The following is a 17,671-nucleotide window of genomic DNA, read 5'->3' on the forward strand; positions in this document are numbered from 1 at the left end:
CGGCGGCACCGGTGGTGGCGGTGGTGGCGGCGGCCTCGCCTGGTGCGCCGTTCCCGTGAAGCCGGGGCAGTCGTACGTGGTCGTCGTCGGCGACGGCGGTACGGGCGGTACCGGTGGCGCCGGCGGTACGGGCGGAGGCCCGGGCGCGGCCGGCAACCCGGGTGCCGCGGGCAGTGCCACCACCCTGGCCTCGCCCAAGGGCGACCTCCTGGTCACGGCCGGCGGCGGTGGCGGCGGCGGTGGCGGCGGTGGCGGGACCACCGTCGACGGAGCGGACGGTACGCCCGGCGCCGGCGGCACCGCCTCCTGCCGCACCGGCGGCGTGACCAGGCCCGGGGAGCCCGGGACCGGCAACACCGGCGGTGGTGTCGCCGACGGCGTCATCGGCCTGCCCGACGGAGCCGGCACCGGCGGGTTCGGTGCTGTCGGCGGAAGCAGCGGCCGCACGTCGGGCGAGCAGGGCGGTACGTCGATCGGCAGCGGCGACGGATACGCCGTCATCTTCTGGTAGTCGCCCCCGTGGCGACGGCCGGCTGCAGGCCCCGGCTCGGGGACCGCAGCCGGCCCGCACCGCCGGTCGCGCGGCGGATCACGCGGCGTGACAGCGTGGGGGCATGAGACGCGCCGCATTCAGGCTCCCCGCCGCCGCGTGGACCGCCGCGGTCCCGCTCGTCTCGCTCCTCGCGCTCGTGTTCGGCTGGGGGCGGGACCTGCCGGGATTCGCGGTGGCGATCGTCGCGCTGTGCCTGGCGGGCGCGGTGCTCGCGGCCGTACACCACGCCGAGGTCGTCGCCCACCGGGTGGGCGAGCCGTTCGGCTCCCTGGTCCTCGCGGTGGCCGTCACCGTCATCGAAGTGGCCCTCATCGTCACCCTGATGGTCGACGGCGGCCCCAAGACCGCCTCCCTCGCCCGCGACACCGTCTTCGCCGCCGTCATGATCACCTGCAACGGCATCGTCGGCCTGTCCCTGCTCGTCGGTGCGCTGCGCAACCGCGTCGCCGTCTTCAACGCCGAGGGCTCCGGCGCCGCCCTGGCCAGCGTGGCGACCCTCGCCACCCTCAGCCTGGTCCTGCCGACGTTCACCACCGCCAAGCCCGGCCCGGAGTTCTCCGCGGCCCAGCTCACCTTCGCCGCCTGCGCCTCGCTCGCCCTCTACGGGCTGTTCGTCTCCGTGCAGACCATCCGCCACCGGGACTACTTCCTGCCCGTCGTCACCGGCACGGACCGGGGCGACGACCGCCACGCCGCGCCCCCGACCGCCCGCGCCGCCCTGATCAGCCTCGGACTGCTGCTCGTCTCCCTCGTCGCCGTCGTCGGCAACGCCAAGGCCGTGTCGCCCACCATCGAGTCGGCCGTGACGGAGGCCGGCCTGCCGCAGGCCGTCGTCGGCGTCGTCATCGCCCTGCTCGTCCTGTTACCCGAGACGCTCGCCGCCGTCCGCGCCGCAAGCCGCGACCGCGTCCAGACCAGCCTCAACCTCGCGTACGGCTCCGCCCTCGCCAGCATCGGCCTGACCATTCCGGCCATCGCCGTCGCCTCCCTGTGGCTGTCGGGCCCGCTGCTGCTGGGCCTCGGACCGGTCCACATGGTGCTGCTCGCGCTCACGGTCGCGGTCGGCACGCTCACCGTCGTACCGGGCCGCGCCACCCTGCTCCAGGGCGGCGTCCACCTGGTCGTCCTGGCGGCCTACCTCTTCCTCGCCGTAAGCCCGTGAGCGCCCCGCGGGCGCCAGCCCGATCGGCCGTGCGGTGGTTGACCGGGGTGCGCGGGGGGACGAGGATCGCGGCATGACGGCAGTGCGGGACAACACGGTCGACGGTTTGGTGCGCGACAGCGCGCGGCGGTTTCCGGAGCGGGAGGCCGTCCGGTACCGCGAGCGGGTCAGGACGTACGCCGACCTCGACGCCGCGGTCTCCACCGGGGCCGCCGTCCTGCGCGGGCGGTACGGGCTGGGCGCCGGCGACCGGGTCGTGGCCTTCGGCCGCAACTCCGACGCCTACCTGCTCGCCTTCCTCGCCTGCGCCCGGGCCGGGCTCACGCACGTCCCGGTCAACCAGAACCTCACCGGCGAGGACCTCGCGTACATCCTGGACGACTGTTCGGGCGCGCTCGTCCTCGCCGACCCAGACCTGGCCCCGCGGATTCCCGACGGGTATGCCGTGCGGCCGCTGCGCGACGCGCCGGGCTCCTTTCTCGCGGGGCTCGACGAGCCACTGCCCTTCGAGCCCGTCGGCGACCCGGGCGCCGTGGTGCAGCTGCTCTACACCTCCGGGACCACCGCCCGGCCCAAGGGCGCGATGATGACGCACCGCGCCCTGGCCCACGCGTACGAGAGCGCCGTCGAGGCGCTGGACCTGCACCCCGAGGACCTGCCGGCGCACGCGCTGCCGCTGTACCACTCGGCGCAGATGCACGTCTTCCTGCTGCCGTACCTGGCCGTCGGCGCACGGAACACGATCCTGGACGCGCCCGCCGCCGAGGAGCTGTTCGGCCTGGTGGAGGCGGGGCGGGCGGACAGCTTCTTCGCACCGCCCACGGTGTGGATCGCCTTCGCCGAGCACCCGGAGTTCGAGCGGCGCGAGCTGGGCGCGCTGCGCAAGGCGTACTACGGGGCGTCCGTCATGCCGGTGCCGGTCCTGGAGCGGCTCCGGTCGCGGCTGCCCCGCCTCGGGTTCTACAACTGCTTCGGGCAGAGCGAGATCGGGCCGCTGGCCACCGTTCTCGGGCCCGCGGAGCACGAGGGGCGGCTGGAGTCCTGCGGGCGGCCGGTCCGGCACGTCGAGGCGAGGGTCGTCGACGAGGACGGCGTGGACGTGCCCTACGGGACCGCGGGCGAGGTGGTGTACCGCTCGCCGCAGCTCTGCCTGGGCTACTGGAACGATCCGGAGGCCACGGAGAAGGCCTTCCGGGACGGCTGGTTCCGCTCCGGTGACCTGGCGGTGCGCGATGCGCAGGGGTACTTCACGGTCGTCGACCGGGTCAAGGACGTCATCAACTCGGGCGGGGTACTGGTCGCCTCGCGGCAGGTCGAGGACGTGCTCTACACGCACCCGGCGGTGGCCGAGGCGGCCGTCGTGGGGCTGCCCGACGGCCGCTGGATCGAGGCGGTCACGGCCGTCGTGGTGCCGCGCGGGGAGGTGGCCGAGGCGGAGCTGCTGGCCTACGCGCGGGAGCGGCTGGCCCACTTCAAGGCCCCGAAACGGGTGCTGTTCGTCGACGCCCTGCCGCGCAACGCCAGCGGGAAGATCCTCAAGCGCGAGCTGCGCGACCGGTTCGGCCGGGCGGCCGGCCGTTGACCCGGGGCGCCGCGGGTGCTCCCCGGGCACCGGCGGCAGGGGCTCGCGGCAGCCCGGGCCGGGGCGTTCAGTCGGGGAGCAGGCCCGAGTGGTGCAGTCGGCGCAGGGTGAGGTGCTCGTGGACCAGGCGGCCCACGAGCGCTCCCCCGTAGACGACGAAACCGACGCCGACGAGCCAGGACTGGACGACCAGCAGGGTGCCGAACGGCCCGTACGTCACGGCGTTGGAGGCGATCAGCGGCGAGAACACCAGCTGGGAGAAGATGCGCAGGCCGAGCAGGCCCAGGCCGGTCGCCACCGCCCCGGGCAGCAGTGCCCGCCAGCGGACCCGGCCCCCGAGCAGCAGGCGCTGGGACCCCCAGAAGAACAGGCAGGTGCCGATGACGTCCCCGGTACCGACGAGGAGGTTGCCCAGCACGTCGTCCGACGGGGCGGGGACCCCGACGAGCAGCGCCAGGTAGCACACCAGCAGGGCGAGCCAGATCACGTGCCGCCACATGGTGTGCCACCGGGCGGTGGGCAGGTCCCAGACCTTCTCGTACCCGGTCTGCACGGCCGACCCGAAGGTGAGGCCGAACACCGTCAGGGCCGCGAGGCCGAAGGCGGTCGTCCGCTCCAGCGCCAGGTCTGCCGACGCGAACAGCACTTCGATCCGGGCCCGGGAGGACGTCGTGACCCCGAGCGCCTGGCCCAGCCAGCGGCCGAAGTTCGAGCCGCTGCCGGGCGCGGCGGCCGCCACCACGACCAGCAGCGGCACCAGGGTGAGGAACCCGAGGGCGGCGAAGCCCATGGCCCGGTGCATCAGCTCCATCTCGCGCCCCCGGCTCCAGGCGAGCCCGGCCGGGGAGGCCAGGAGCCGGTCATGGAGGTGGCGGAGCTCGGAGGTCACGCCTCATCCACTACCCGCACGGGCCCGGCGGCTCTCGGAGGCCGGACCGAAGTGGGGCCGATCGGGCGCGTCAGCTGCCCGGGCGCGTGTTCCCCCTCTCCCCGGTGCCGCGCAGGTCGACGAGCCGCTTGAGCTTCCCCACCGAGCGCTCCAGGGTCTCAGGGTCGACGACCTCGACCGCGACGGTGACCCCGATGCCCTCCTTGACCGCCCGCACCACGGCCGCGGCCGCGGCCCCCCGCCGGGCGGCGTCCGCATCCGGGCGCGCCTCGACCCGTACCGTCAGCGCGTCCATCCGGCCCTCGCGGGTCAGCCGCAGCTGGAAGTGCGGGGCCAGACCGGGCGTCCCGAGCAGGATCTCCTCGATCTGGGTCGGGTACAGGTTCACCCCGCGCAGGATGAGCATGTCGTCGCAGCGGCCGGTGATCCTCTCCATGCGCCGGAACGCAGGCCGGGCGGTGCCCGGCAGCAGCCGCGTCAGGTCCCGGGTCCGGTAGCGGACCACCGGCATGGCCTCCTTCGTGAGGGAGGTGAACACGAGCTCCCCGGGCTCGCCGTCCGGCAGCACCTCGCCGGTCACCGGGTCCACCACCTCCGGGTAGAAGTGGTCCTCCCAGACGTGCAGGCCGTCCTTGTGCGTGGCGAACTCCTGCGCGACACCCGGGCCGATCACCTCGGACAGGCCGTAGATGTCCACGGCGTCGATGCCGAGCCGATCCTCGATCTCCCGGCGCATGCCCTCCGTCCACGGCTCCGCGCCGAATATCCCGGTCCGCAAGGACGTGCTGCGCGGGTCCATGCCCTGCCGCTCCATCTCGTCGAGCAGCGCCAGCATGTACGAGGGCGTCACCATGATGACCTCCGGCCGGAAGTCCCGGATCAGCCGCACCTGGCGGTCCGTCATGCCGCCGGAAGCGGGCACGACCGTACAGCCCAGCCGCTCCGCCCCGTAGTGCGCGCCCAGTCCTCCGGTGAACAGGCCGTACCCGTACGCGATGTGCACGATCTGGCCCGGGCGCCCGCCCGCCGCACGAAGCGAGCGGGCGACGACCGACGCCCAGGTGTCCAGGTCCCCGTCCGTGTAGCCGACCACGGTGGGGCGGCCGGTGGTGCCGCTGGAGGCGTGGAGTCGGCGGACCTCCGTGCGGGGCACGGCGAACATGCCGAAGGGGTACTGGTCGCGCAGGTCCGTCTTCGCGGTGAAGGGGAAGCGGGCGAGATCGACGAGGGACCGGCAGTCGTCCGGATGCACCCCGGCCTTGTCGAAGGCCTGCCGGTAGAAGGGCACCCGCTCGTAGGCGCGGGCCAGGGTCTCCCGCAGCCGGGTCAGTTGCAGGGCGGCCAGCTCGTCGCGGCCGAGCCGCTCGCCCGCGTCCCGGACGTCCTCGTACTGCGTCATGTGCCCTCACCCCGTCGCGAGCCGAACAGCCGACCGATCATTCGGTACATTGCCTGAGGTGGGCGGCCGAAATCAATGACTCGAACGAGTGATCGCATGATGGCATGGTCCCACCCCTTCCTGCAGCACCTGTGACGGGACCCCACTCGCCTACCGCGCCAAGGGGAGGGCGAAACCCTCGTCGGCCTGCCCGGCGGCGCGACGCGCGCCCCCGCCCGCCCCGGCCGGCGCGCGCGGCGGTACGACGGCAGCGCCGGCGCCGCCCCGTCAGCCGGCCGGTGGCACGCTCCGGCGGGCGGCCGCATCGGCCTCCGCCGCCACCGACTTCGCCCACCGGTAGTCCGCCTTCCCGCTCGGCGACCGCTGCACGGCCGGCGCGACGACCAGCTGGCGCGGGATCTTGTACCCCGCCAGCCTGGTCCGGCAGTGGCTCTGGATCTCGTCCAGCGTCGGCTCCGGCGCGCCCGCGCGCAGCTGGACCACCGCCGCGACATGGCTGCCCCACTGCGCGTCCGGCACCCCGGCCACCAGGGCGTCGTACACGTCCGGATGCGCCTTGAGCGCCTGCTCGACCTCCTCCGGGTACACCTTCTCGCCGCCCGTGTTGATGCACTGCGAGCCGCGGCCGAGGACGGTGACGATGCCCTCGTCGTCCACCGTGGCCATGTCCCCGAGCAGCACCCACCGCTCGTCGCCCTTCCGGAAGAAGGTCGCGGCGGTCTTGACCGGGTCGTTGTAGTAGCCGAGCGGTACGCGGCCGCGCTGCGCCAGCCGCCCCGGCACGCCCGGCGGCACCGGCTCGTGCGACACCGGATCCACCACCTGCGTACGGTCGTTGACCACGAGCCGGAAGCCCCGCTCCGGACCCGCGTCGTCGGCAGCCCGTCCGTTGGACCCGGACTCCGAGGAGCCGAAGTTGTTCAGCAGCAGCACGTTCGGAACGAGCCGGAGGAACTCGGCGCGGACCGAGTCCGACATGATCGCCCCGGACGAGGAGACGCTGAACAGCGAGGACAGGTCGGTCCCCTTCAGCGGTCCCTTCAGCGCGTCGATGAGCGGCCGCAGCATCGCGTCGCCCACCAGGGACACGCTCGACACCTTCTCCTTCTCGATCGTCCGCAGCACTTCCTCGGGGACGTACTTGCGGTGGATGACCACGCGCTGGCCGTAGTTGAAGGCGATGAACGAGGTCAGTGTCGACGTGCCGTGCATCAGCGGCGGGGCGGGGAAGAACGTGAGCCCGGCGCCGCGCGCCGCGACCCGCTCCGCCAGCTCCTCCGGCCGCTTCACCGGCTCGCCCGACGGCTCCCCGCCGAACAGGCCTGCGAAGAACAGGTCCTCCGCCCGCCACATGACGCCCTTGGGCATGCCGGTCGTGCCGCCCGTGTAGATGATGAACAGGTCGTCGGGGGAGCGGGGCGGGAAGCCCCGGGCCGGCGAGCCGGCCGCCTCGGCATCCGCGAACGCGACCGGGGCGACGGCCGGCTCCGGTGCACCCCCGGGCACCTCCCCGACCCTGATCAGATGGCGCAGCTTCGGCGTGCGGGGCAGGGAGGCCGCCACCCGCGCCGTGAACTCGCCCTCGAAGACGAGGGCGGCGAGGTCGGCGTCGTTGTAGAGGTAGACCAGCTCCTCCTCCACGTAGCGGTAGTTGACGTTCACCGGCACCAGGCGGGCCTTCAGGCAGGCCAGGACGGTCTGGAGGTACTCGACCCCGTTGTAGAGGTGCAGGCCCACGTGTTCGCCGGCCTTCAGCCCGCTGTCCCGCAGGTGATGGGCGATGCGGTTGGCCGCCGCGTCCAGCTGCGCGTACGTGAGGCGGCGCTCGGCACCGGATCCCGGGTGGTCCACGTACACCAGAGCCTCGCGGTCCGACGGGACCGCGTCCACGACCGATTCGAACAGGTCGGCAAGGTTGTACTCCACCGCTCCTCCTGACCCCCGAAGCTCCCTCGGCGCACGCCCGGCCGGACCGCCCGGCGGTCATTAGAGCGCCGCCCCCGGCAACTGGGAAGGGCGCGGACAAGAAAACTGACTGGGTGTCAGAAAACCCTTGAACTGCACCCCTCGCTCCTGCAACCTGTTCTAGGTCTCGAGAGGGAGGACGGCAATGGTCGGTACCGAACACCTCACCGTCGAACGGCACGGCGCCACACTGGTGCTCACCATGAACCGCCCCGAGGCGAAGAACGCGCTCTCGCTGCCCCTGCTGGTCGGCCTGCACGACGGCTGGCTGGAGGCCGACGCCGACGACACCGTCCGCTCGATCGTCCTGACCGGCGCCGGAGGGGACTTCTGCGCCGGCATGGACCTCAAGGCGCTCGCCGGAAAGGGCATGGCCGGCGACCGGTACCGCGACCGTCTCAAGGCCGACCCCGACCTGCACTGGAAGGCGATGCTGCGCCACCACCGGCCGCGCAAGCCCGTCATCGCCGCCGTCGAGGGCTACTGCGTGGCCGGCGGCACCGAGATCCTGCAGGGCACCGACATCCGCGTCGCGGGCGCCGGCGCCACCTTCGGCCTCTTCGAGGTCCGGCGGGGCCTGTTCCCGATCGGCGGCTCGACCGTACGGCTGCCCCGCCAGATCCCCCGCACCCACGCCCTGGAGATGCTCCTGACCGGTCGGCCCTATTCCGCCGAGGAGGCCGCCCGGATCGGGCTCGTCGGCCGCGTCGTCCCCACCGGAACTGCCCTGGACCACGCCCTGGAGCTCGCCGAGCAGATCAACACCTGCGGACCCCTCGCCGTCGAGGCCGTCAAGGCCTCGGTCTACGAGACCGCCGCACTGGACGAAACCGCGGGACTGGCCGCCGAACTCGCCCGCGGGTGGCCGGTCTTCGACACCGCCGACGCCAAGGAGGGCGCCCGAGCCTTCGCCGAGAAACGCCCCCCGGTGTACCGCCGCGCCTGAGTGCTCCGCGGGAGGTCTGGTCCGGTCATGAACCGCGGGCCGGTGGGGCCGGCCGCGCTGTTCCCCGCGCCCCGAGGGGGCGCGGGACGGCACCGGACTCCACCGAGCCCGCCCAGGCCGCCGCGGCCGCCCGGCCGCCCGCCCGTCCGCCCGCCGTACCCACCCCGTCCGAACCGGAGAACCGGGAGAGCCGCCATGACCGCCGCGTCCCCGCCAGAGGTGCTGCGCGCGCCCCTCATCGTCGAGTTCCCCTTCACCCGCTCCCTCGGACCCGTGCAGAGCGCCTTCCTCACCGGGCTGCGCGAGCGCGTCGTCCTGGGAGTGAAGACCTCCGACGGCTCGGTGATGGTCCCGCCCGTCGAGTACGACCCCGCCACCGCCGAGGAACTGCGCGAGCTCGTCGAGGTCGCCCCCACCGGCACCGTCACCACCTTCGCCTGGAACGGCCACCCCCGCCCGAACCAGCCCCTCGGCACCCCCTTCGCCTGGGTGCTGGTCCGCCTCGACGGGGCCGGCACCGCCCTGCTGCACGCGCTCGACGCGCCCGGCCCGGACGCCGTACGCACCGGAATGCGGGTCCGCATCCGCTGGGCCGCCGAACGCACCGGCTCCATCACCGACATCGCCTGCTTCGAGCCCTGCGAGCCCGACGAACCCGACGTGCCCGACGTGCCCGCGGAGGGCCCGCAAGCCACGACCACCACCCCGCACGACGGGGCCTTCGCCGAGCCCGTCACCGGCATCGTCGCCCCCGCCCGCCTCGACTACACCTACAGCCCCGGCCGCGCCCAGACCGCGTACTTGGGCGCCCTCGCCGAGCACCGCACCGTCGGCGAACGCTGCCCCTCCTGCCGCAAGGTGTACGTCCCGCCCCGGGGCGCCTGCCCCACCTGCGGGGTTGCCACCACCGACCGCGTCGAGGTCGGCCCCCGCGGCACGGTCACCACGTTCTGCATCGTCAACATCAAGGCTGCGCACACGGCGAATCTCGACCTCGAAGTGCCGTACGTGTATGCGCACATCGCCCTCGACGGCGCTGACCTCGCCCTCCACGGCCGGATCGGCGGCATCCCCTACGACCGGGTCCGGATGGGCCTGCGCGTCGAGCCCGTGTGGACCGAAGGCGGCCGCTACCCCGACCACTACCGCCCCACCGGCGAACCGGACGCCGAGTACGACACGTACAAGGAGCTGCTGTGAAACCTCTCTTCCCTGACGGGAGGGGATTCCCGGCCCATTTCCTTCGCCCGCGCCTGGCGAAGTCGCGGACGGTCAGCCGGCGAACCGAACGGCCTTCGCGCAGCCGGCTCATCGACTGCCGGGCCCGGTCGGCATCCCGTCCGGCTGCGCCGGCCGCACGTCGTCCTCTCACCGGTCGCCTTGCTGCGCCCGTGGACCTCGCGGGACATCGCCGCGCACTCGTCCCACACCCCCGGCACCGCGCCCACCCCCCTTCGAGGGCTGCGTGTGTCGCCGTCGTGCCTCGGACGCTGACAGCCGCCACCGACAACGAATGAGAGTGCAGGTCAGAGCAGATGCGCAACGAACTCCACCACTTCGCGGCCCCGCCCCGAGGGCCCGTTCCTCCCCGGCCCGAAGGCCGGGGCTTCCCGGGAGGAGTCCGGTGACCGACGGGACCCGGTACGCACGCGAGGTCGCGGTCGTGGGCTTCGCGCAGAGCGACCACCTGCGCCGCACCGACGAGCTGAGCGAAGTCGAGATGGTCATGCCGGTCCTGCACGAGGTGCTCCGGCAGACCGGGCTGCGCACCGGCGACATCGGCTTCACCTGCTCCGGATCCTCCGACTACCTCGCCGGCCGGGCCTTCTCGTTCACCATGACCCTCGACGGCGTCGGCGCCTGGCCGCCGATCTCCGAGTCGCACGTCGAGATGGACGGCGCCTGGGCCCTCTACGAGGCCTGGGTCAAGATCCAGACGGGCGAGGCCGACACCGCACTGGTCTACGCGTACGGCAAGTCCTCCCCGGGCCCGGTGCGCGACGTCCTGACCCGGCAGCTCGACCCCTACTACCTGGCGCCCCTGTGGCCCGACCCGGTGGCCCTGGCCGCCCTCCAGGCCCAGGCGCTGATCGACGCGGGGGAGACCGGCGAAGCCGCCCTCGCCGCCATCGGCGCCCGCAGCCGCGCCGCCGCCGGGTCCAACCCGCACGCCCAGCTCCGGGGCCCCGTCCCGCAGGGCGACTACCAGGTCCGTCCCCTGCGCACAGGCGACTGCCCGCCCATCGGCGACGGAGCGGCCGCGGTCGTGCTGGCCGCCGGCGACACCGCGCGGCGGCTGTGCGCCCGCCCGGCCTGGATCACCGGCATCGACCACCGCATCGAGGCCCACGGCCTGGGCCTGCGCGACCTGACCGACTCCCCGTCCACCCGGACCGCGGCCCGGCGCGCCGGCTTCTTCGACCGCCCCGTGGACACGGCCGAACTGCACGCCCCGTTCTCCTCCCAGGAAGTCGTCCTGCGCAAGGCCCTCGGCATCGGCGACGACGGCGCCGTGGCCGTCAACCCCTCGGGCGGGGCGCTCGCCGCCAACCCGCTCATGGCCGCCGGCCTGATCCGGATCGGCGAGGCCGCCGCCCGGATCCACCGGGGCGAGTCCGACCGGGCCGTCGCCCACGCCACCTCCGGCCCCTGCCTGCAGCAGAACCTGGTCGCCGTCCTGGAAGGGGACCGCACATGAGCAAGGAGCCCGTGGCCGTCGTCGGCATCGGCCAGACCAAGCACGTCGCCGCCCGCCGCGACGTGTCCCTCGCCGGCCTCGTCCGCGAGGCCGCGGTCCGCGCCCTCGCCGACGCCGAACTGGCCTGGGCAGACGTCGAAGCGGTCGTCATCGGCAAGGCCCCCGACTTCTTCGAGGGCGTGATGATGCCCGAGCTGTACCTCGCGGACGCCCTCGGCGCCACCGGCAAACCCATGCTGCGCGTCCACACCGCCGGCTCGGTCGGCGGATCCACGGCACTGGTCGCAGCCAACCTGGTCGCCGCCCGCGTCCACCGCACCGTGCTCACCCTGGCCTTCGAGAAACAGTCCGAATCCAACGCCATGTGGGGCCTCTCGCTGCCCGTCCCCTTCCAGCAGCCGCTGCTCGCGGGCGCGGGCGGCTTCTTCGCCCCGCACGTGCGCGCGTACATGCGGCGCACCGGCGCGCCGGACACCGTCGGCTCGCTCGTCGCCTACAAGGACCGCCGCAACGCGCTGAAGAACCCGTACGCACACCTCCACGAGCACGGCATCACCCTGGAGAAGGTCCAGGCCTCGCCCATGCTGTGGGACCCGATCCGCTACTCGGAGACCTGCCCCTCCTCGGACGGCGCCTGCGCCATGGTCCTCACCGACCGGGCGGGCGCGGCCCGTTCGGCGAAGCCGCCCGCCTGGCTGCACGGCGGCGCGATGCGCAGCGAGCCGACCCTCTTCGCCGGGAAGGACTTCGTGTCGCCGCAGGCGGGCAAGGACTGCGCGGCCGACGTGTACCGGCAGGCGGGCATCACCGACCCGCGCCGTGAGATCGATGCCGTGGAGATGTACGTGCCCTTCTCCTGGTACGAGCCGATGTGGCTGGAGAACCTGGGCTTCGCGCAGGAGGGCGAGGGCTGGAAGCTCACCGAGGCAGGGGTGACCGAGCTCGACGGGGACCTCCCCGTGAACCCCTCCGGGGGCGTGCTGTCCACCAACCCGATCGGCGCCTCCGGCATGATCCGCTTCGCCGAGGCGGCCCTGCAGGTCAGCGGCCGGGCCGGGGAGCACCAAGTGCCCGGAGCCCGGCGGGCGCTGGGACACGCGTACGGCGGCGGGGCGCAGTTCTTCGCGATGTGGCTGGTGGGATCGACGGCCCCGGACTCCTGACCGCCTCCCGACCGGGCCGGGAAGGGACCGTGCCCGCGACGTACCGGTCGCGAGTGACGCACGGTGGCCTGTGCGACACGCGCCGCGATGGCTACCCTGGCCCCGGACGACGTACCGGGAGGAGCACGCACGTGGCAGACACCATCATTTCGCAGCCGTCCTCCGGCTGGGGCAAGCCCGACCTGGACCTCAGCCAGGCGGACTGGCAGTCCAGCAGCCGGGGAGCGGGCGACGTCCAGATCGCCTTCGTCGAGGGGTTCGTCGCGATGCGCAACAGCGAGCGCCCCGAGAGCCCGTCGCTGATCTTCGCGCCGGACGAGTGGCGCAGGTTCGTCCTCGGCGCCCGGGGCGGCGAGTTCGACCTCACCTGACCCGCCGCCCCGTCGACCCGCCGACGCCGCCGGACCGCACAGCCGCTACGCCCGGCGGCGTCGGCGTGCCCGGGCGTACCCGGAGGCGCGCACATCCGCGCACGACCGCCCACGCCCGCGCACGACCGCGTACGCCCGCAGCGCAACCCGGTACGCACGCCCGCGCGACGGGCAGAGTCGCCGCATGGACCACAGCGAACGCCTGTCCCATTTCCGCCACGAGACCCTGGCCTTCGAGAAGGCCGTCGGCCGCGCCGTCGCCGAAGCCGGCGACGGCCCCCTGCCCCTCGTGCCCTCCTGCCCCGGCTGGTCGGCCTCCGACCTCCTCGGCCATCTGGGCGCCGTCCACCGCTTCGTCGGACGCATCCTGCGCGACCGCCTCGCCGAGGCGCCCGACCCCACCGACCCGTCCCTCTTCGGGCTCCCCGAGGACCCGACGGCCCGGGCCGCCTGGCCGCTCCCGGAGCAGGCGCCGAACCGGGGGCCGCTGCCGCAGCAGGTGACGGACTGGTTCGGGCAGGGCGCGCGCCACCTGGCGGACCTGTTCCACGAGCTGGGACCGGAGGAGCCCGTGTGGACCTGGTCCGCCGACCGCAGCGGGCACACCAGCGGGTTCTGGCTCCGGATGCAGACCATCGAGCTCGCGATCCACCGCTGGGACGCGGAGGGCGCCACCGGAACCCCCGGCCCCGTCGCCGCGGACGTGGCGACCGACGCCGTCCCGCAGACCTTCGAGGTCATGGCACCCTTCCGGCGCGCCGTGTCCGCCGCCCCGCCCGGGGCCGGCGAGTGCTACCGGTTCCGCCGTACGGACGGTCCCGGATCCTGGACGGTGACGTTCTCCGGGGACCTCGTCCGCGTGGAGCGCGACGCCACCGGCCCGGCGCACGTCGAGGCCGTCGGCACCGCCTCCGACCTCATGCTCTTCCTCTGGCAGCGGATCCCGGCGGACGATCTGGAGGTCACCGGAGACGAGGAGCTCCTCGCGCGCTGGTTCACCCTCGTCCCGCCCCTGTAGGAGCCCGCCACTGCCCGCCCCGGGATCCGGAAACCGCGACCGGCCACGTACCATGGCGGCATGTCCTTCCTCCGCCGCAACCGCGCCGCCACACCCGCCGGCCCGGACTTCGACGTCCTGGCCATGGACCCGGGGGACTGGCCGGGCAATCTCGGGGCCGGGCTGCTCCCCGCGCCCGACGGCAGCTGCCAGGGCGTCTTTCTCCGCTACGACCTGTTCGGCGGCCGCGGCCCCGCAATGATCATCGGCAACCTGCCCGAGGGCTCCCCGGCCCGGGACCTCGGCGAGGGCCAGGTCCCCTTCGAGGTGGCCCAGCTCCTCGACGCCCTCGAGAACGACGAGGAAATCCACGTCACCGGAACCGAGGACTGCCCCGTGATGCAGGGCGACAACCTCCTCATCGTCCGGAAGGTCAAGCTCTCCGAGAGCCGGATCAGCTGCGTCCAGTTCGACCGCAGCGACAACGTGCTGGTCACCATCGCCAGCTGGGACCGGCCCATCAGCGACGACCTGTACGCCCTGCTCAAGCCGCTCCCCGCCGAGCTCTTCCAGCAGGGCTGACGGCAGGGCCGGGGGCGGTGCGGGAGCGCCCCGAAGGGGCGCGGGGAACTGCGCGATCAGCCACGACCGGGCCGCAGACGATCGCCGGACCACCGTCGCACCTCCCGCGGAGCGCTCAGGCGTCCGCGATGTCGTTCGCCGCGATGTAGCCGAAGGTCATCGCGGGGCCGATCGTCGATCCCGCACCCGCGTAGCTGTGCCCCATCACCGCCGCGCTCGCGTTGCCCGCCGCCCACAGGCCCCGGATCGCCGAGCCGTCCGGCCGCAGGGCCCGGGCCCGCGCGTCCGTGACGATGCCGCCCTTGGTCCCGAGATCGCCCGGCACGATCCGGAAGGCGTAGAACGGCGGCACCCACACCGGCGCCAGGCACGAGTTCGGATGCACGCCGGGGTCCGTGTAGTAGTGGTCGTACGCCGTGTCCCCGCGCCGGAAGTCTCCGTCGGACCCGTTCCACGCCTGCGCGTTGAACCGGTTCAGCGTCGCCCGCAGCGCCCCCGCCGGAACCCCGATCTGCCCGGCGAGCGCGTCCCACGTCCAGGCCTTCCGGACCGCGCCCGCACCGTACCAGGACTCCGGGAACGGCAGCGCCGGCAGGACGTCCTTGAACAGGTACCTGTTCCGGTAGTTCTGATCCACGATCAGCCAGGCGGGGATGTGCGAGCCCGGTGCGCCCCGGTCCTTCTCGTACATGACGTGCACCACGTCGCTGTACGGGGCCGCCTCGTTGACGAACCGGACGCCCGCCGCATTCACGATCAGCCCGCCCGGCAGGGTCCGCTCCGCCAGGCAGAAGTACGGCTCCCCCGGCAGCGGGATCGACGGCCCCCACCAGGCGTCCTCCATCAGCGCCAGGGCAGCCCCGGCCCGCTCGCCGGCCCGGATGCCGTCGCCGGTGTTCTCCTTGGCGCCCACCGACCACTGCGTGCCGATCGGCTGCTGCTGGTACCGGGCCCGCATCTGCGCGTTGTGCTCGAAGCCGCCCGAGCCGAGCACGACCCCCTTGCGGGCGCGCACCACACCCCGTACGCCCTCCCTCTCCACCACGACGCCCGTGACCGCCCCGCCCTCCCGCACCAGGTCCACCAGCGGGCTGCCGAGCCACACCGGAACCCCCGCCGTCAGCAGGCCGGCCCTCAGCCCGGCCGCCAGGGCCTGGCCCATGGTCAGCGGCCTCTCCCCGCGCAGCGCCGCCGCCGTACCGCGCGCCAGGCATTCGGCGGACACCGCCGTCCCCCTGGCGTTGACGGCGGCGAGGGTGAGCCACTTGTAGTCCTGGCTGAACACCACCATCCCGGTCGGGACCGCCATGTACGCCGGGTTCAGGTGGTCGAGCTCGGCGCCCAGCACGTTGCCGTCGAGCTGGTCGGGCTCGATGGAGCGGCCGTTCGGCAGACCGCCGGGGAGGTTCGGGTAGTAGTCGCTGTACCCGTCCATGTACCGGAACCGCAGCGGGCTGTTGGCCATGACGAAGTCCAGCATCCGCGGCCCGTGCGCCAGGAACGCCGCCTGCCGGTCGGCCGGCACCTCCGGCCCGACCACCGCGGCCAGGTACGCCGCCGCCTTCTCCGGCGTGTCGGGCACGCCCGCGCGCAGGATCACCGAGTTGTTCGGCAGCCAGATACCGGCCCCGGACCGGGCCGCCGAGCCGCCGAACGTGGGCGCCTTCTCCACCACGAGCACGCTCAGGCCCCGCCGGGCGGCCGTGAGCGCCGCGGTCATCCCGGCGGCCCCCGAGCCGACCACCACGACGTCGTACTCGACCGGCGGCGCCCCCTCGCCGGAGCCGTCGGCCCGGGCCGCGGCGGCCGGCAGCACGGCGGCCGCGGCCCCGGCCCCGGCCCCGGCGAGGACCGACCGGCGGGAGGGCCGCGTCCGGGAACTCCGGGCGGGGGAGGGGGAGGCGCTCGCAGTCATGGGCAGGCTCCAGCAGCGGAGGAGACGCGGGACAGGGGACACCGGACCTGATGCCGTATCAGAAAACTGTGCGCGGGAGCACGGGAAGTCAAGCCATGCGCGAGGGCGGACGCACGAAATCCCGTGGTTCGCACACCGGTTGTGTGCGCCACGGGATTTTCGTACGGGGTGCGGATGACCGCCCGGGGTCAGCGGGTGCCGACCGCCGCGCGTACCGCCCTGCGGGCCATGCCGCAGTCGTCGTGCAGGCGCCGCAGCAGCAGCCGCTGCTCCTCGCCGGAGGACAGGGTGCCCGCCGGCAGGGGCTGCGCCGGGACTGCCGCCGCCATCGACCGCTGGACCGCCGTCTCGGACATCCGGATCTCCCGGGTGAGCACCAGCATCAGGTTGACCAGGAAGGCGTCCCGCGCGGCCGGTCCGGCCGCCTGCGCGAGCCGGCTGATCTGGCTGCGCGCCGCCGGGGCGTCGCCCAGGACCGTCCACAGCGTGGCCAGGTCGTAACCGGGCAGGTACCAGCCCGCGTGCTCCCAGTCGAGCAGCACCGGCCCGGCGGGGGACAGCAGCAGGTTCGACAGGAGCGCGTCGCCGTGGTTGAACTGCCGCTGCACACCGGCCAGTTTGAGGCCATGCAGCAGCTTCTGCAGGTCACCCAGGTCCCGGTCGGTCAGCAGTCCCAGCTCGTGGTACCGCGCGATCCGCTGCGGGTAGTTCAGCGGGTCGTCGAACAGCTCCGTCGGCGGCCGCCACTGGTTCACCCGGCACACCGCGCCCAGCGCAATCCGCAGGTCGGCCCGCGGCGGGGCCTCCACGGGGTGCCGCTGCAATGCCGCGACCCGGCCCGCCATCCGTTCGACCACCAGCGTGCAGTTCTCGGGGTCCGCGGCGATCAGCCGCGGCACCCGGACCGGCGGGCGGTGCCGGACGAACGCCCGGTACGACGCTATTTCGTGCCGGTACCGCTCCCGCCATTCCGGCGAGTGGTCCAGTAAAACCTTCGCCACGGCCGTCGCCCGTCCCGTCGTCCCGACCAGCAGGACCGACCGGCCGCTGCGCCGCAGCACCTGCACCGGCGCGAACTCCGGACAGATGCGCTGCACCGAGGCGAGCGCGGTGCGCAGTTGCGCGCCCTGCGGCCCGGACAGGTCGATTCTTCCGCTGAGCGGCTGCGCGGCGGCCCCCGGCATGCGCCGTGCCCGGAGGGCGCCCGGCACCGGTGCCGCGGGACGGCCGGGGTCGAGATACGAGCCGCTGCCCGCCTGGAGCGTGCGGTGCGGCCGGACCGGGGCGGACACGGAGGACGTTGCTGCGTACATGGCTTGCGGTTCCCTTCGTGCGCCGACGAGTTGCGTACGCCGCCCCGCCGATCCCGTACTTCACCCTGGGGAGTTCCGCCGGTGACCGGGTCGGGGAGGCGCATTCCTACCTGACACCCGGCGACGGGTGGCGGAC

At 73.8% G+C, this 17,671-nt stretch carries 14 protein-coding genes and 1 pseudogene; 10 read left to right on the forward strand and 5 right to left on the reverse strand.

The window, feature by feature from the left end:
• The 3 genes and pseudogenes from HYE82_RS07170 to HYE82_RS07180 all read left to right on the forward strand — a co-directional run.
• Nucleotides 1-511, forward strand: a pseudogene (locus HYE82_RS07170) (hypothetical protein); the annotation flags it as partial.
• Between the two features lie 103 nt (nucleotides 512-614).
• The gene (locus tag HYE82_RS07175) at nucleotides 615-1,715 is read left to right on the forward strand and encodes a calcium:proton antiporter (RefSeq protein WP_179173087.1); all 1,101 of its coding nucleotides are present in this window, start codon (nucleotides 615-617) and stop codon (nucleotides 1,713-1,715) included.
• Between the two features lie 73 nt (nucleotides 1,716-1,788).
• Nucleotides 1,789-3,297, forward strand: coding sequence for a fatty acyl-CoA synthetase (locus HYE82_RS07180; protein WP_179173088.1), 1,509 nt, complete (start codon nucleotides 1,789-1,791; stop codon nucleotides 3,295-3,297).
• Nucleotides 3,298-3,364: 67 nt separating this feature from the next.
• On the opposite strand, the gene HYE82_RS07185 is transcribed toward HYE82_RS07180, so the two are convergent.
• The 3 genes from HYE82_RS07185 to HYE82_RS07195 all read right to left on the reverse strand — a co-directional run bounded on the left by HYE82_RS07185 (nucleotide 3,365) and on the right by HYE82_RS07195 (nucleotide 7,511).
• The gene (locus HYE82_RS07185; RefSeq protein WP_179173089.1) at nucleotides 3,365-4,186 is read right to left on the reverse strand and encodes a YhjD/YihY/BrkB family envelope integrity protein; all 822 of its coding nucleotides are present in this window, start codon (nucleotides 4,184-4,186) and stop codon (nucleotides 3,365-3,367) included.
• Between the two features lie 70 nt (nucleotides 4,187-4,256).
• Complete coding sequence (paaK, locus tag HYE82_RS07190) at nucleotides 4,257-5,585, reverse strand: phenylacetate--CoA ligase PaaK (RefSeq protein WP_179173090.1); 1,329 nt, start codon at nucleotides 5,583-5,585, stop codon at nucleotides 4,257-4,259.
• Nucleotides 5,586-5,852: 267 nt separating this feature from the next.
• Nucleotides 5,853-7,511, reverse strand: a complete 1,659-nt coding sequence (locus HYE82_RS07195; RefSeq protein WP_179173091.1) for an acyl-CoA synthetase — start codon at nucleotides 7,509-7,511, stop codon at nucleotides 5,853-5,855.
• 184 nt (nucleotides 7,512-7,695) lie between these two features.
• Between HYE82_RS07195 and HYE82_RS07200 the strand changes: the two genes are divergently transcribed.
• From HYE82_RS07200 to HYE82_RS07230, 7 genes are all read left to right on the forward strand, one after another.
• Entirely contained in the window at nucleotides 7,696-8,496 is an 801-nt protein-coding gene (locus tag HYE82_RS07200) for a crotonase/enoyl-CoA hydratase family protein (protein ID WP_179173092.1), read from the forward strand.
• Between the two features lie 195 nt (nucleotides 8,497-8,691).
• A complete protein-coding gene (locus HYE82_RS07205; RefSeq protein ID WP_179173093.1) occupies nucleotides 8,692-9,696 on the forward strand; it encodes a Zn-ribbon domain-containing OB-fold protein in 1,005 nt (334 codons plus the stop codon).
• Nucleotides 9,697-10,120: 424 nt separating this feature from the next.
• Nucleotides 10,121-11,194 carry a thiolase domain-containing protein gene (locus tag HYE82_RS07210; protein WP_309144227.1) on the forward strand — a complete coding sequence of 358 codons (1,074 nt, stop codon included), beginning with the start codon at nucleotides 10,121-10,123 and terminating at the stop codon, nucleotides 11,192-11,194.
• Nucleotides 11,191-12,357 carry a thiolase domain-containing protein gene (locus tag HYE82_RS07215; RefSeq protein WP_179173095.1) on the forward strand — a complete coding sequence of 389 codons (1,167 nt, stop codon included), beginning with the start codon at nucleotides 11,191-11,193 and terminating at the stop codon, nucleotides 12,355-12,357. The genes HYE82_RS07210 and HYE82_RS07215 overlap by 4 nt, the downstream gene beginning before the upstream one ends.
• A 131-nt stretch (nucleotides 12,358-12,488) precedes the next feature.
• A complete protein-coding gene (locus tag HYE82_RS37815) occupies nucleotides 12,489-12,728 on the forward strand; it encodes a DUF397 domain-containing protein (RefSeq protein WP_179173096.1) in 240 nt (79 codons plus the stop codon).
• Nucleotides 12,729-12,912: 184 nt separating this feature from the next.
• Nucleotides 12,913-13,746, forward strand: a complete 834-nt coding sequence (locus HYE82_RS07225; protein ID WP_179173097.1) for a maleylpyruvate isomerase family mycothiol-dependent enzyme — start codon at nucleotides 12,913-12,915, stop codon at nucleotides 13,744-13,746.
• 60 nt (nucleotides 13,747-13,806) lie between these two features.
• Nucleotides 13,807-14,307, forward strand: coding sequence for a hypothetical protein (locus HYE82_RS07230; protein ID WP_179173098.1), 501 nt, complete (start codon nucleotides 13,807-13,809; stop codon nucleotides 14,305-14,307).
• Between the two features lie 115 nt (nucleotides 14,308-14,422).
• Here HYE82_RS07230 and kstD read toward each other — a convergent pair whose 3' ends face one another.
• On the reverse strand, nucleotides 14,423-16,222 hold the full coding sequence (gene kstD / locus HYE82_RS07235) for a 3-oxosteroid 1-dehydrogenase (protein ID WP_179173099.1): 1,800 nt from the start codon (nucleotides 16,220-16,222) through the stop codon (nucleotides 14,423-14,425).
• Between the two features lie 188 nt (nucleotides 16,223-16,410).
• Entirely contained in the window at nucleotides 16,411-17,535 is a 1,125-nt protein-coding gene (locus HYE82_RS07240) for an aminoglycoside phosphotransferase family protein (protein WP_179173100.1), read from the reverse strand.
• Nucleotides 17,536-17,671 lie beyond the last annotated feature (136 nt).

The sequence above is a fragment of the Streptomyces sp. BR123 genome (assembly GCF_013401435.1).
Taxonomy (GTDB): domain Bacteria; phylum Actinomycetota; class Actinomycetes; order Streptomycetales; family Streptomycetaceae; genus Streptomyces.